The sequence below is a fragment of the Paraburkholderia phymatum genome (genome assembly GCF_040965635.1).
GTDB classification, from domain to species: Bacteria; Pseudomonadota; Gammaproteobacteria; order Burkholderiales; family Burkholderiaceae; genus Paraburkholderia; species Paraburkholderia phymatum_B.
The window spans coordinates 300,284-314,574 of record NZ_JBFRCH010000003.1; the positions used below are offsets into that span (position 1 = coordinate 300,284).

The window sequence follows — 14,291 nt, forward strand, 5'->3', positions numbered from 1 at the left end:
CCGGCAAAGAGGGTTCTCAAAGATTGTCGTCAGTTGATCGACGGTGAAGCGCGCGCGGAGCGCCCGCCATACGTCCTGCCATCCTCAAGCAATGCTCGGCAACGTCGCGAGCGCGTCTGTCGTAGGCCACTGCCCGATCATCTCGAACATCGAAGAGCGTGTGCATCGTCCCGCCGAAGCACACTGCACCGAGTGCGGTGGTTCCGCGCCACGTTCGCGGATAATGCGGTAGGGTGCGAGCTTGCAGAAAGCCAGTGAAATTCCGGGGAGAAGTGTATGCGCAGCACCGGGCACCCACCGCCGAAGGACGCGCCGGCGCCAGGATTCATTCAACGGTTGCTTTCCTGGCTTTGTTTCCCTGTGCTTATGTTTCCCGGTCTGGCGCTCGGGATGGAATTCAGGATCTACTACCAACCACAACTTGAGTTAAAGATGATTATCGGGGAAGGGAAGGTTCAGGAAGGTGATGCAGAGAAGTTTCTCGCAGTCGCCAAAATGGCTGACCGCGATGAGGAAGGACTCGTTGTCCTTGTTTTAAATAGCCTCGGAGGAAATGTTGAGGCCGCTTTCCGGGTCGTCGATGCAATGGACAAGGTACGCGTCTATACAACGGTTCCAGATAATGCCAAATGCGCGTCCGCTTGCGCTTCGATCCTGTTCGCGTCCGGAGAACGCCGAAGTGTTGTCGGTGCCGGGCTGCTCGGTTTTCATAGTTGTTACCGGCGCGATGGGCGAACCTACGCCGAGGATTCGCTTTGCAACGAAATAATCGCGGCAAACGCAATGCAAAGGGGCGTCAGCCACGCCGCCATCAATCGTTTCGTCAAGCAATATGGTGCGCAAGACATGGCGTGGGTCGGGCGCAACGTTGCATGCAAGTCGCTACAAGGGCTATGCAAGCCGGGCTTGCTGGAAACCCGATACGAGACGAAGGCTGCATTGATGCATAGTCTTGATTGCAGCAACCTCATATCCGTTCAAGCGCAGCTTGTTTGCGGGGATGCGGAACTTTCCCGTGTCGATAAGACATTGGCAGAGCTCTATCATCGAAAGATAAAAGAATCGGCTAACAAGACGCGATTGCGAGCGGATCAACGAGCATGGCTTCGCAATTCTCGCAACGTGTGCGGCGATAAAGTATGTCTGCTACGAAGCTATCGTCTGCGCATCGATGAACTCAAGCGGATGCGGTCGTAATGATGTGCCGATCGATGTGAGATAGGCATTGCTCGACGTCGACCACGAGGGGCTCCTTGAATATTCAATCGTGTACACCGACCGATCAATCAATCATATGTCGCGGCTCTTTCAAGGAGTCGTGCGCGACATTTCCAAGGCTCTGAAAAAGGGTCTACAACGCAAAGTCGGCCATTGTTATCCCGGGCAGCGGGACTTTCGGAATGGAAGCCGTCGCAAGGCAGTTCGCGACGAACACGAAGTGTCGAAACCGCGTCCGGCATGATGCTGCCTAATGCTTATCCGCGCGCGATGTCCGACGCTGTTCATGCCGTCGGCGGCATCTTCGTACTGGACTGCATCGCCTCCGGCGCGCACCGCAAAAGGGACGGAGCGCGTCGCCTTGCTGCGCGCTGGTCATGCTCAGCGCTCTCGCCCGCGAGAGAATCGACGCAACATCCAGCACCAGTTTCGCTTGCGATCTGCGCAAATGGCTGCAGATCATGGAGGCATACGAAAACGGCGGGTTCGCGTACCACGCCACGATGCCAACGGATAGTCTCGCTACGCTGCGCGATGTCATGAAGAAAACCGATGCATACGGCTTCGACAAAGTGAGAGCGGAGCAATTTGAACTCGGAACGCGTGTTCGCTCACTCTTGACTGGCGCAGGTTTCAAAAGCGTGACTGCCGAAGGTTTCCAGGCTCCGGGCATCGTGGTCACCTACACGGACGAAGACGGCATACGATCGGGCAAGAGATTCGCCGATGCCGGCTTGCAGATCGCGCCCGGCGTTCCGCTTCAATGCGGCGAGCCTGAAGACTTCAACACCTTTCACGTCGGATTATTCGGTCTGGACAAACTGCATGACATCGAAGGTGCGGTCGCCGGGCTCGCCAAGGCGTTGGACGGTATTCTTTAGAGCGCTTTTCCGAAGCATGTGCGCATGGCTCACCATTGCGACCGCATGGGCAGGAAGACCCCGGACCCTGCCGAACAAGCCGCGCGCACGATTCGGCTTTTATAGACATTTGGGAGTCGTCGTTCCTGAGGCAGCTTCAGATTTGCTTTTCTGCCATTCGGACCACCACAACCGTGAATGTCAGGTCTAATGCCGCGCGAAGCATACTCTCGACCCTCAACGGCCACTCGGGCTGACGCAACTTCGACGACCGCTTTCAAAAGTAACCGTCAATTTTCCCGACACCGCAGAACCCTGCGAGTTATGGCAGCGCCTGAATGCTCATGACCTTCGCGGATACCACACAGCGGTGCGGCTGCGGTATCGCATCTGCTAACGAGCGCAATCCTTGGTCTCCCTTTGTTGTTCACGCTTCCACTTCTTGCGCCTTGCCAGCATGTTCATGCCTTCAACGAACGCCGAGAACGCCATCGCCGCGTAGATATAGCCCTTTGGAACGTGCGTGCCGAAGCCCTCGGCGATCAGCGTCATGCCAATCACCAGCAGAAAGCTCAGTGCGAGCATCACGATCGTGGGATTGCGATCGATGAATCGTGACAACGGACCCGCTGCAAACATCATGGCCGCGACGGCCACGATGACGGCAATGTACATGATGACCACATGTTCGGTCATGCCGACTGCGGTGATGATGCTGTCGACCGAGAATACCAGGTCGAGCACCAGAATCTGACCGATTGCAGAGCGTGACGTGAGACGTGTAGGCCTCTCGGTACTTGTGGTACGCCCCTCCTCATTGCTCGCGACGTGATGATGGATTTCCCCCGTCGCCTTCCAGACGAGAAACAGTCCGCCGCCGATCAGGATCAGATCGCGCCAGGCAAAGGCGTGGTCAAAGAGCGATAGCGCCGGCTGGGTCAAGTGCGCGATCCATGCAACCGTGCCAAGCAGCGCAAGACGCATCACGAGGGCGAGCGCGATGCCAATCCGCTGAGTCCGCACCCGCTGCGATGGCGGCAGTTTGTTGCTGAGAATTGAAATAAAAACCAGATTGTCGATACCAAGGACGACCTCCATTACTACGAGGGTCACGAGCGCGGCCCAGACGGCCGGGTCGGCAGCGAGAGCGAGGAGATAGTCCATAAGCACAGGCGTTCAAACAGCGGTTGCGAGGCCAGCCGTGGCGTGATGAATCGACCATGACAGGATAGGAGAGTTTTGCGCTTAAATCGTTACACGAACGGCGATTCGCGGCCCCGAACGCGAGACGCCATCCCGGAGACTCGACGTCCCCGACCCGTTGGACCAAGGTCTCATTGACCGGGTTGATGTTCGGGTGTCGTATCGTAAAGGAAACGCTCAAGTGTCCGGATCTTCTGGCGAAATGCGAACCCCCGTCTGCGCTGCAGGGGTTCGCCAGTCTCGACTGCAAACAACTAGACCTTCCGGGAGGCAATCCATGCGCAAACCCATCACGGGCATCGTCGAATTCCGCGAGAAAATGCTCCCGCAATACGCGGAGAAGTTCAGCAAACTGCCTCTCGCGCAGACGCCTGATGCGCTCTTCGTCACGTGCTCGGACAGCCGGGTTGTGCCAGATCTGCTCGCCTCGACCCATCCGGCCGAGCTGTTCATCTTCATAGCTGCCTTCTCGGCGACAGGGCACGGCTGTGTCGAAACCTTCTGAATATGTCGCAGATGAAACTGGCATCAATGCGTGGGCAAGACCGAAGTGGACAAGGACTAAAACTGGCCGAGGCAGTGCCGGTATGGTCGAGACGCATGGGCGGTGAGAGCGAGAATTTTTGGCGTACAGCGGAATATTTGGTGTGCAGCGTTCGTTTAGCCTCCCTGGCGCTCGCTCGCGGAGCAATCTCTCACCAGTCAGAGTAAGGAGGGTGTCATGTCTCAGGTCTCTTGGGGTCTCAAAGCGGCGGCCGTGATCGTCCTCGCCGCCGGTTTCACAATCGGGCATGCTGCCGACGATGATGCTTACGTCGTCACGCCACTCGTGTCCAACGTGGCAGGCGCGGCACCGAAGGTCGACGGGGTGCTCCAGAACGCCTGGGGTATCGCGTTCAGTCCGGCAGCAAGTCCATTCTGGATCAACGACAACGCCACCGGCTGCGCCACGCTGTATGACGGCGCGGGGACAAAGGTGGCGCTGCAGGTCTCCATCCCGCTGCCGGGCAATGTCATACCGGACAGCGCATGTCGTCCCTTCTCTCCCAACAATCCGCCGAAGACCGCGCCCGCGGCGCCGACCGGGATGGTGTGGAATCCCTCACCGGCGTTTCTCGTGCCAGGTACCACGATCCCGGCCGTATTCATCTTTGCGACCGAGGACGGCACGATTTCCGCTTGGGCCGGCGGGCTGAATCCGCCGAACAATGCCGTGCTCGCGGTCGATAACTCGGCCACCCCCTCCGCCGCCAACGGGGCCGTCTACAAGGGTCTCGTCGTCGGTGTGAACGCGAAAGGAGTATTCCTGTTTGCGACGAACTTTCGTTCGGGGCAGATCGATGTATTCGGGCCGAGCGGCGGAACGAAAGGCTTGTTCATGCCCGCGACGACGGACGGCGGCTTCATCGACCGAAAGATCCCGGCCGGATTCGCGCCGTTTGGCATCGCGAACATCGATGGTGACCTTTTCGTCACCTATGCAAAGCAGAACAAGGAGAAGCACGACGACGTTGCAGGCGAAGGTCTCGGATTCGTCGATGTATTCGATACAGACGGCCACCTGCTGCGCCGTTTCGCCAGCCGAGGGCCGCTCAACTCACCGTGGGGAGTCACTCGCGCATCGTTTGCGTTCGGCCGCTTCAGCGGAAAAATCCTGATTGGCAACTTCGGCAATGGCCGAATCAATGTCTTTAACGATGACGGCACGTTCGTCGATCAACTGGAGGATGCAAACGGCAGTCCACTGGCTATCGACGGCCTGTGGACTCTGACACTCGGTGGCGGCCGCAACTCGAGTTCGGATACGTTGTACTTCTCGGCAGGTCCAAACAAGGAGGTCAACGGACTGTTCGGTACCATAGCTCCCGTGAGCGCTTCCAAGGCACACGCGTCGGCTGAGCACGGGCAATAACAGGCGCCGGGTGGCTCCCCGTGCAACTCCAAAGCACGATATCGTTGACCATCGACGACGTGTCGATCCGAGTTGGAGACGAAGGACGTGAGCTGCGTGACTCGTTCGCGCGCTCACTTCGGAGAAGTCGAATCCGATGGTCAACCGCAAACGCGATTTCCTCGTGCGTTATTAACCGCGGGCGGGACAGATCAAAGCTCTGTGAAAATACCAGCAGGATCTAAGCTATCTTGCGGATCGACTTAGGCGGATAACGCAGTTCCTGACGATGTACGAGGAAGCGCTTCCTGGATTCCACGCAGGGCGCGAGAGTGAGGGCAGCAAGAGCATGCGGACGCGTAAAGAGAATCTCAAACATGAAATCCCTCAAATGTTGATCAGTGGAATATCAGTATCAGCCTGAAATTATGTCGTCGTGAACGCGTCAACCCGGTAGGCAATACAGGGGGATCGCGAGTCACGGCGACATATTTTTTACCACGCCATACTCACGACCCAGGCCGCGATTGTTGCGTGTCCCGTTCATGCCATAGTGCTCGAGCAGCGCCGCATAGTGCACCGTGAAGTCGTCTTCGTCCGCAAGCACGGCCCCCGGCTGCGCGACCCGCCATCAATCGACCCGTATCTTCGACTCCGGCATTCCTGCTTCCACCAGCTCACAGGTATTGCACTTGTAGATGGCGTTCAGATTGCGCACGGCGCCCTTGACCAGATCGGAGACCGCGAACACGACGCCGTCGCCTTGCCACGGATCGCACCAGACTGCGTCGGGGCCCCATGAGCGCAGGTTGTTGGACTGCCATCCCGGATGCACGCCGATGCCGACCCACACATGGTCATAACCGGCCGCTGTGAACGCCATCAGGTCGAGCGGACGCAGGCCTTTGTCGTAGAGATGAACGAAGGCGATGATGGCCTGCTCCCAGCAGTTACCGTATTTCGTATTTCTCACGTGCTCCGCGGTGCCGCGCATATTCCCGATTGTCATCGCGCATGCACCGGCGTTTCGCGTTCTGTCGACACCCTGTCCCGCAGTATCGTCGTAGCCGTGGTAGACCACGTTATCTACGCCGCCCGCAGCTTTGAGGCGATCCGCGAGTTTGTTGCAAGCCAGAACGCCCAGGCTCTTCACCTCTCTGACAGCGCTTTCGCCCAGCCGAATGTTATCTGCCAATGCCATGATTTTGCCCCTCAAAAGAAAAGTAACCGTGCCCCGCAAATTCGCCTTTAACAGCATTCATTGAAAGAATGAATGCCCCCAGAGTCATTTCGTTGAGACCTGTTAGAAGACTGACCGTACTGCTGACATCGTCCGCCGCGCCAACCGCGCAATTGCCTCGGGAACCAGAACCGCACGACCCAGAACCGCACAACCCAGAACCGCGTAAATCAGAACCGCACCAATCAAAACGCCGGTTCGATGACCCCACCGACGCGCTCGACCATCGCACGGCACGCAGCGCATACATACGATTGAGAGCCGCGCCTCGTATCGAATACGCCCCCTACCACCGCCCGGCTCCATCGCAGTCCCCTGCCGCCGCGATCGTGGATGTAAGCGGCCATGTTTTCTTCCGCATGAGGGGCGCCACCTTCTTCGCGCCCGACGCCCTTCAGATGACATGGCACTTCGAGAATGCCCAGTCGCTTCATTTCGTCTCGTTGCCTGTCATTGAAGCCAGCCGACGAATTGATGCCCGCAATGAACAGCCTCGTTTCGTCGATCTCGATCCAGGCGATCTGAACCGTCGCTCCGCGCATCCGGTCACCGAGCGCCTTGATCCGATTCGCGACGAGCGTCAATGCGTGCTCGCCTTTGCGTTGCAGTTCGTTTTCCATGAGCGTCGACATAGTGCACCTCTCGATCGCATCGACTCGTGTCACCGCGTGGCCTCGGCCACTTTCTGCTTCAGCCTGCCGCGTATCGCCGCGACATCGAATCCATTCGGGCCGGGCACGTCGGCGAGCGGCATATAAGGCGCGGGCGTATGCAGCAGATAAGCCTGCGCTTCATCGATGACGATCCGGTCGCTCGCGTCATAGCCCAACGCTTCCAGCTGGCGCGTCAGTTCCGCGCGCTGGTCGTAGCTAAGCTCGCGCCACCAGAACGAACGGCACGCCTGCGCGTATGCGTTGTCCGAGAAATATTGCCAATGGCCCAGTTCGTGGCTGAGGATGGCGGCCCTCACGGACGCATCGATGATCTCGCCGCCCGGCCCCTTTCCAAGCCCCGGAATCGTGATCAAAAAATCGCGTGCGCTGCGCGCCTGCCAGTTACCGTTGCGTTCCCCGATCAGGTCCATCTGCACGGCGATGCGCAGCAGCGCGCGCTCGCCGGGCGTCAGCGTCAGATGCTGGCTGCGCGCCAGATCGAAGAAATGCGCGAGTTCGGTCGAGCTGAAGTTGTTGCCCGCCGTCAGGTCCGCTGCATTGGTGCGGAAACGCCGCGCGTGAGTGGCGATCTCCGTCATCGTGACGATGTGATCGCGCGGCATGTCGCGGCGTTCAAAGAGCGCGACGACCCGCGAAAACATCGCGCCTTGTCCGGCCAGGCCTGGCGCGTGCATGACATAAAGGCCTGGCCGGTCGGTGATCGCAAAGAGGACGAGCCGCGCGTCGCCCGGCAGCGATGCTTCGAGCCTCGCAAGCGGAACGCGTCTGATCTCGACGTGCTCGCTCTGCGCTTCGAGTTCAGCGGCGCCAGCTTGCGCGCAGGCATCGCCGGCGAGCCATCCCATCGTCGACAACGACAACGCGCATGCCGCCGTGAGCCCGATGCCACGTGTGAGAAAAGCCTTCATGGACGCCGGCGCCCGCAATCGCCGCTAGTCCGTCACGGTGACGATCGTGACGCGGCGGTTTTCCGGCGCGATCGGATTGCGCCGGTTCAGCGGCTCGGTCGATCCCTTGCCGACCGACGACAGACGCTCCGGCGCGATGCCATCCTTGTGCGTCAGATAGTCGACGACGGCAGCCGCGCGATCCTCCGACAGCTTCATGTTCGCATCCGCCGAGCCGCGCGGATCGGCATGCCCTTCGACGCGAAACCGATAGGCCGCCAACTGTTCCGACTGCAACGCGTGAGCGACCTTGTCTAGCGCGGTCTGCGCGCTATCGGTGAGCGTCGACGAGTTGGTCGTGAACGTGATCAGCATCTGCAGCGACGGATGCTTCGCGGAAGCGGCGGGCTTCGCCGCCGCACCGGGCTGCTTGTTCGACAGCACGAACCCACGCGTGACGATGTTGTCGCCATTGTCCTCGGGAGCAAGCGCCCTGGTCACCGACTGTTCGTCGATGTCCTGCTCCTTGACGACCGGGTCCGCTGCATGGGCGAGATGCGCGCATGCGATCGCACACAGCGCCATCGTCACCGCCCTGCGTGCCGTGCGCCCGTCTACAAACGAAATGATTGAGCCAGACATATCGCGACCTCCGATCAACGCTTGACCTGTCCACACGCGTGCGAGCTTGCGCCCGCTGTCATCCGCTTTCATTCGCGCAATTTCACAACCGACTGCCAGCCGCTGCGCGCATCGTCGAGCAGGCCGATGAAGCGCTCGCCATCGGGCAGTCCCCGTCCGCACAACAGCGACGCGGGCACCGCGCTCGATCCTTGCGTCCACCACGCGCTCGATCCCATCTCCGTGCAAACAGCCAGCAATGCAGAGAAGCCGCTTTGCGTGGCGACTGGCTGCATGTTGTCCGCCTGCGCCTGTTCCATCGGACACAGCCGCCATGCGGGCGCATCATTTGTTGTCGATGCAACCATAGGCGGCCCCCAAGCATCGAGTTCCGCATCGAAGCACTCGAGCACGAAATCGTCGGCAAGCGTCGACAATGCGCGCCGTGTCGCCTCGTCGTACCAGGACTGCGCGCCGACGAGCCATCCGGTCGCATCGCCGCACGCAATCGGCGCCGCGATCGTGAACGGAAAGTAACGCCCCACTCTGTCGACGCCCGGCATCACGACGCCCGCCCAAGCCGACTCGCCGCAGATGCCCGCGCCGAGCGCAAAGCACCAGACGGGCGCATTCAGATACACGGGCAGCCACTGCGCATCGAACCACCGCTGCGCGAACAGCATGCCCTGCTGCAGGCACGCGTCCCACGGCGCGACGAACGCGGCGGGCAGACGCCGCGTGACGAAGTCGCCATGCGTGCGCACCTTGCCGAAAAAACCAGGCCCTTCTCCTGCGAACTCGCTCATAGCCGGTCAGGACAGCGAAACTGATCGAATATTCCTCGACGGAAAGGGTTCGTCACGCTGCTCGCGTCGAGCTGAAGCACGAGCGTGCGTCCATCCGAATCGAAGGTCATCTTGAACCGGTCCGCTTGCGCAGTCGGCTGCAAGCGCGCGTCGTCGACCAGATGCAGCAGCGCCCACGGCCCATCCGCCCGAGGCGCCGACGCGTCGCCCGACGGCTCGAAATCGACATGCGCCTGTCCCGTGCCCTTGCCGCTCGGCCACTGGAACACCATCGACTGATCGACATGCGCGGCAACCAGCTGCTGCCCGTCGATGTCGATGGTGGCGTGATCGATCGCGGGATCGATATCGAGCACCTTGAGCGAGAAGCGCACGGAGACGTCGCGCCCGCCCGCGCGGAAAAACGCATCCCTGATCTGCGCGGCCCGCTGAAACTGCGCGAGCACGTCCTGCGGAATGCCGGACGAATCGGCGCCATTGCGCCAGCGCCACTGCGGCCCCGACATGTCGACGAGCGTCGCGAGGTTCTTCTGGAAGAAATCGTCGATCAGACCGCCGGGCCCGAGTAGCCGCCCGAAGTCGTCGGATGCCGCATCACGACTTGAGCCGCGCACCAGCGGATAGCGGCCATCGAGCGCCTGCCGGCAAAGCTGCGCGACATTGGCCTGCCACAGCGCATTCAGACGCGCCCGCTCGCCGCCGATCATCAGCATCGAGCCGCCGTTCGCGATGTCGTCGGCGACGTTCGCGAGCGGCGCGGGCGCACCCTGCGCGGCGAGCTTCAGCTTGTTCAGCGCATCGCCGGGCGGCGCGGGCAGTCCCTGCTTGCGCGCGGAATCGGCGGCTTCGAGATACGACGCCGCGTCCTTGAGCGCCGCGAGCTGCGTATCGAGCGGCACGGGCCCCGCCGCGCCCGGCTTGCCCGCGAGATCGTGCAGCGCCTGGAAGTGCGCATCGACGGGATTGACCTGCGCGGTCGGCGGCGGCGCTTCGTCAGGCTGATTGCCGAGCGCGCTTTCGAGCCGCTTTTTCACTGCATCGAGCTTGTTGCCGAGCGCGGCGGCGCCCTGCCCGGCCAGCGACCCGCCCGTCTTGACCGTGCCGAGCGTCGTCTCCTGAGCGGCGACGAGCATCAGCGCACGCAACGGCGAATCGGGCGCGGCGAGCAGGTTCGCGACGCGCGCGCCCTTCTCGACGCCATCGAACGGCACCACGTCGACATCCGCGAGCAGCGCGTCCCACTGCCGGATGTACTCGTCGTAGTAGAGCCGCGTCATCGCGGACTTCAGGTCATCGATGCCGTTCGGCGTCAACACGGACTCTTCACGGCCGAGCACCCAGTCGTCCCGCGCGACATCGACCACGGCAGCGTCGCGTAGCTGACCGAATTTCTGATAGCCCGCCCGCGTATAAGCGCCCGGCACGCCGCGCGTGAGCGGCGCGCCGCTCTTTCTGACGAGCACGAGCGTGGCATTGCGTCCGCCCGCCGACGCGATGCTGAACTCAGGCAGCTTCGTCTGCTCCAGATCGCGCGCGACGCGGTTGAACATGCGCTGCGCAAGCGGCATCTTCGCGAGGTTCGTGCGCGCCTGCGCGATCAGGTTCTTGTCGAGCGGCAGCGACGCATCGAACAGCGCGGGCTGGAACAGCGCGGCGAGATGACCGTCGATATCGTTGCGCTGATCGTCGCTCGCATCGCGCAGCGGTCCGCGCCGCCAGTCGATGTCGGCCCACAGACGGACGGAATCCGCGTCGAAGTGCGACGCATCGCCGAGCATCAGATACGCGCGCAGCACTTCGTACTGAAAGTCGGGATTGTTCGCATCGCCGCGCCGCAGCTCTTCTTCCATTCTGCGCACGACGAGGGGCAATAGCGTTTGCTTCAGGAGCCGCCTGTAACTCGCCTGCGCTTCGAGGCCCAGCTTGTCGCCCTGATACAGGCCGAGCCGCGAAAGCCACGGCACACTCCTGTCGCGATCCGCGTAGCCGCCCGGCAAATCGCGCGCGGCATTGAGCAACGGCAGCAGCGTGAGCGGATCGTCGCCGGGCCGCGTGCTCTGCGCGAGCTTTTGCAATGCGCTCACATGCTGCTGGACATCGGCGATATACGCACGATTGCGCTGATAGCTGATGAAGAACAGCACCAGCGCGATCACCACCGCGACGCCGATCAGCGCGAGTGCGATGCGCTGCAACCACGTTCGACGGCGCTCCAGTTTCGGGTTCGTGCCCGCCAGTCCCGCTTCCTGGAAAATGACGTCGCGCAGCAGCCGCGTGATGAAGTACGCGCGCCCGCTCGCCGGATCGGGCAGCACGACCTGGCGCTGCAAGCCGAGCGCGGCCGCGACGGCGCTCATTACGCGATCGATGGGCCGTCCCTCTTGCGTGCCGCTCGTGAAATAGACGCCGCGCAAGAGCGCTGCTTCGTCGAAGCGCGACGTGCTGAAGGTCTCCTGGAGGAACGACGTCAGCACATTCTCGAGGCCGGCGAACTGCTGCGGAAAGCCGTACACGAGCGCGCGCCGCCGCGTGTCGGTCTCCTGCTGCATGCGTCTCAAGACACGCGCCTGCAACTGCTTCTCCAGCCCGGCGAACTCGCCGGGGAACGACGCCAGCGCTTCGTCGGGCGCGCCTTGCGCGACGTAGGGGAACGTCACGCCCCACACCTGTTCGCGCTCGTCGCGACCGAGGTCGTCGAAGAACTCGGCGAAGCCCGCCAGCAGATCGCACTTCGTCACGACCACATACACAGGGAACCGCATGCCGAGCCGCGCGTACAGTTCCTTCAGACGTTCGCGCACGGCGCCTGCCTGCACCGCGCGCTGGGTGTCGGACAGTTGCAGCAGATCCTGCACCGACAGCGCGACGATCACGCCGTTGAGCGGCCGGCGCGGCCGGTACTTGCGCAGCAGTTGCAGGAAGCCGCCCCATGCGGCCTGATCGGCTTCGGCGAAACTGTCCTGGGTCGTGTAGCGGCCGGCCGTGTCGAGCATCACGGCATCGTCGGTGAACCACCAGTCGCAATTGCGCGTGCCGCCGACGCCGCCGACTGCCTGCTTGCCGAGCCGGTCCGCGAGCGGAAACTTGAGGCCCGAGTGCAGCAGCGCCGTTGTCTTGCCGGTGCCGGGCGCGCCGACGAACATGTACCAGGGCAGCTGATACACATACTGGCTGCCGAAGCGCCCCTTGATGCGCGCCTTACGCAGGATTCCCATCGCTTCTTCGAAGCGCTGCTTGAGCGCGGCGACATCCGCCTCCGATTCCTTCTTGCCAGGCTGCGGCGTCTCCTCGGCGACCACGCGCGTAAAGCGCACGTTCGCGAGCCGCACGATCAGCCAGCGCACGCCCCAATAGAGCGCCCACAGCACGAACAACACGACGATCACGATCCAGCGGCTCGTCGCCGTTTCGAGCGGCGCCTTGCCTGCGAACGCCAGCAACGGGCCTTCGATCCACACGATCAGCGCAAGCGCCAGCACGCCGAGGAACGTCAGCACGATCGGGCGCCTCAGCCAGCCAAGGAGTTTCATGGGCGATGACCCTCGCAGTGTTGCGTGCGTTGCGTGCATTGCGTGCGTTGCGCGCAGATGGCGAACGAAGTCACGATGCCGCCCCCGGCGCGAGAATGGTGATGTCGACACGGCGGTTCTTCGCGCGGTTTGCCGGCGTGTCGTTGGGCGCGATCGGCTCGGTGTCGCCGCGGCCTTCGGCGGTGAAGCGGCCAGGCGATCCCGCGCGCGCGGCCAGCATGTCTTTCACGACATCGGCGCGCGCTTGCGACAGGTGCCAGTTCGACGGGAAGCGCGCCGACAGCAGACGCTGGTTGTCCGTGTGTCCCGCGACGACGACATTGCCCGGCACATCCTTCAGCGCATCGCCGATACGCTGGATCAACGGCAGATAGCTCGACGTGAGTTCGGCGCTGCCCGATGCGAAGAGCCCGTCGCCGTTGATCTCGACGATCGTCCTGTCCGGCTTTTCGGCGACGCGCACGAGCCCCTGTGCGATCTCGGGCGCGAGGAATTGCGACAGCTTCGGCGCAAGCGCAGGCGGCGGCGCGGCTTTCGCGGCGGCGAGCGGCGGTGGCGCGACGCGCACGCCGTGCAACGCGACGAACACGCGGTCCGATTCGTCGTTCAGACGCAGGCTCAGCACCAGATGCACGCCGACGAGCAGCACGCACGCGACGGCGGCCGCGACCCACAATGGCACCAGTTGCAGCAGCGGCTTGCGCTCCGCCTTGACGGGCAACCAGTGCACGGACAGGTCGCGTTCGGCGGCGCCGCGTTGCGAGCGGATCATCGTTTCGAGCCGTTCGCGGATCGTGTCGAGTTGCGTGCGCCCGCCGTCGATCAATCGATAACGCCCTTCGAAGCCGAGCCCGAGAATGACGTAGATCAGTTCGAGCACATCGACATTTGCGGCCGGGTTCTGCGCGAGCCGCTGCAGGATCAGGAAGAAGCGCTCGCCGCCCGACGCCTCGTTGTGAAACGTCACGAGCAGGCTGCGGCTCGCCCACATGCCCGCGCCCCAGGGCGTGCTCGCAATCGACTCGTCGAGGAACGTGCACAGGCAATAGCGCGACGCGCCGAGCTTCTCGTCGTCGATGCCGCTCGCGCGCCCTTGCGTCTCGAACGTGCGCATCATCTGGATCAGTTGAGTACGCAACTCTTCGACGTTCGGATGCGTCGGCAACTGGCGCAGCGGCACGGCCAGTTCGAGCAGAGGATTCGCCGCGCGCAGCAGCGGATTGAGGCCGCCCGCGTTCGGCGCGATGGGCGCCGTGCTCGCCGCGGCCGCCACGAATGCGGCGCGCGCGCCGCCCGGCGTCGGGATCAGGATCGTCGCGCCGGGATCGTCGAGCGGACCGCGCGGTTCATCTGGAGTCACG

10 protein-coding genes and 2 pseudogenes are annotated in these 14,291 nt (G+C 62.4%); 4 read left to right on the forward strand and 8 right to left on the reverse strand.

Going from position 1 to position 14,291, the window contains the following annotated elements; genetic code table 11:
* The first annotated feature begins 276 nt into the window (after positions 1-276).
* On the forward strand, positions 277-1,197 hold the full coding sequence (locus AB4Y32_RS07980) for a lysozyme inhibitor LprI family protein (RefSeq protein ID WP_368720795.1): 921 nt from the start codon (positions 277-279) through the stop codon (positions 1,195-1,197).
* A gap of 28 nt (positions 1,198-1,225) precedes the next feature.
* Positions 1,226-2,099, forward strand: a pseudogene (locus tag AB4Y32_RS07985) (hypothetical protein).
* Positions 2,100-2,471: 372 nt separating this feature from the next.
* Here AB4Y32_RS07985 and AB4Y32_RS07990 read toward each other — a convergent pair.
* A complete protein-coding gene (locus tag AB4Y32_RS07990; RefSeq protein WP_368720796.1) occupies positions 2,472-3,242 on the reverse strand; it encodes a TerC family protein in 771 nt (256 codons plus the stop codon).
* Positions 3,243-3,558: 316 nt separating this feature from the next.
* On the opposite strand from AB4Y32_RS07990, the pseudogene AB4Y32_RS07995 reads away from it, so the two are divergent.
* Both AB4Y32_RS07995 and AB4Y32_RS08000 read left to right on the forward strand, forming a co-directional pair.
* A pseudogene (locus AB4Y32_RS07995) lies at positions 3,559-3,732 on the forward strand (carbonic anhydrase); the annotation flags it as partial.
* 270 nt (positions 3,733-4,002) lie between these two features.
* The gene (locus tag AB4Y32_RS08000) at positions 4,003-5,193 is read left to right on the forward strand and encodes a TIGR03118 family protein (RefSeq protein WP_368720797.1); all 1,191 of its coding nucleotides are present in this window, start codon (positions 4,003-4,005) and stop codon (positions 5,191-5,193) included.
* 610 nt (positions 5,194-5,803) lie between these two features.
* On the opposite strand, the gene AB4Y32_RS08005 is transcribed toward AB4Y32_RS08000, so the two are convergent.
* From AB4Y32_RS08005 to AB4Y32_RS08035, 7 genes are all read right to left on the reverse strand, one after another.
* Positions 5,804-6,373, reverse strand: coding sequence for a hypothetical protein (locus tag AB4Y32_RS08005; protein WP_368720798.1), 570 nt, complete (start codon positions 6,371-6,373; stop codon positions 5,804-5,806).
* 224 nt (positions 6,374-6,597) lie between these two features.
* Positions 6,598-7,044, reverse strand: a complete 447-nt coding sequence (locus tag AB4Y32_RS08010) for a hypothetical protein (protein ID WP_368720799.1) — start codon at positions 7,042-7,044, stop codon at positions 6,598-6,600.
* 29 nt (positions 7,045-7,073) lie between these two features.
* Positions 7,074-7,994, reverse strand: a complete 921-nt coding sequence (locus AB4Y32_RS08015) for a hypothetical protein (protein ID WP_368720800.1) — start codon at positions 7,992-7,994, stop codon at positions 7,074-7,076.
* Between the two features lie 24 nt (positions 7,995-8,018).
* A complete protein-coding gene (locus tag AB4Y32_RS08020) occupies positions 8,019-8,615 on the reverse strand; it encodes an OmpA family protein (protein WP_368720801.1) in 597 nt (198 codons plus the stop codon).
* Between the two features lie 68 nt (positions 8,616-8,683).
* Positions 8,684-9,400, reverse strand: a complete 717-nt coding sequence (gene tagF, locus AB4Y32_RS08025) for a type VI secretion system-associated protein TagF (protein WP_368720802.1) — start codon at positions 9,398-9,400, stop codon at positions 8,684-8,686.
* The gene (gene tssM, locus AB4Y32_RS08030) at positions 9,397-12,930 is read right to left on the reverse strand and encodes a type VI secretion system membrane subunit TssM (RefSeq protein WP_368720803.1); all 3,534 of its coding nucleotides are present in this window, start codon (positions 12,928-12,930) and stop codon (positions 9,397-9,399) included. Before tssM ends, tagF begins: the two co-directional genes overlap by 4 nt.
* A gap of 70 nt (positions 12,931-13,000) precedes the next feature.
* Positions 13,001-14,290 (reverse strand): DotU family type VI secretion system protein, encoded by a 1,290-nt coding sequence (locus AB4Y32_RS08035; RefSeq protein ID WP_368720804.1) that lies wholly within the window; start codon positions 14,288-14,290, stop codon positions 13,001-13,003.
* Position 14,291 lies beyond the last annotated feature (1 nt).

Bases quoted from the DNA above. Each gene is read 5' to 3' on its own strand.
- AB4Y32_RS07980 (WP_368720795.1), top strand. From the start codon at position 277: ATGCGCAGCACCGGGCACCCACCGCCGAAGGACGCGCCGGCGCCAGGA.
- AB4Y32_RS07990 (WP_368720796.1), bottom strand. From the start codon at position 3,242: ATGGACTATCTCCTCGCTCTCGCTGCCGACCCGGCCGTCTGGGCCGCG.
- AB4Y32_RS08000 (WP_368720797.1), top strand. From the start codon at position 4,003: ATGTCTCAGGTCTCTTGGGGTCTCAAAGCGGCGGCCGTGATCGTCCTC.
- AB4Y32_RS08005 (WP_368720798.1), bottom strand. From the start codon at position 6,373: ATGGCATTGGCAGATAACATTCGGCTGGGCGAAAGCGCTGTCAGAGAG.
- AB4Y32_RS08010 (WP_368720799.1), bottom strand. From the start codon at position 7,044: ATGTCGACGCTCATGGAAAACGAACTGCAACGCAAAGGCGAGCACGCA.
- AB4Y32_RS08015 (WP_368720800.1), bottom strand. From the start codon at position 7,994: ATGAAGGCTTTTCTCACACGTGGCATCGGGCTCACGGCGGCATGCGCG.
- AB4Y32_RS08020 (WP_368720801.1), bottom strand. From the start codon at position 8,615: ATGTCTGGCTCAATCATTTCGTTTGTAGACGGGCGCACGGCACGCAGG.
- tagF (WP_368720802.1), bottom strand. From the start codon at position 9,400: ATGAGCGAGTTCGCAGGAGAAGGGCCTGGTTTTTTCGGCAAGGTGCGC.
- tssM (WP_368720803.1), bottom strand. From the start codon at position 12,930: ATGAAACTCCTTGGCTGGCTGAGGCGCCCGATCGTGCTGACGTTCCTC.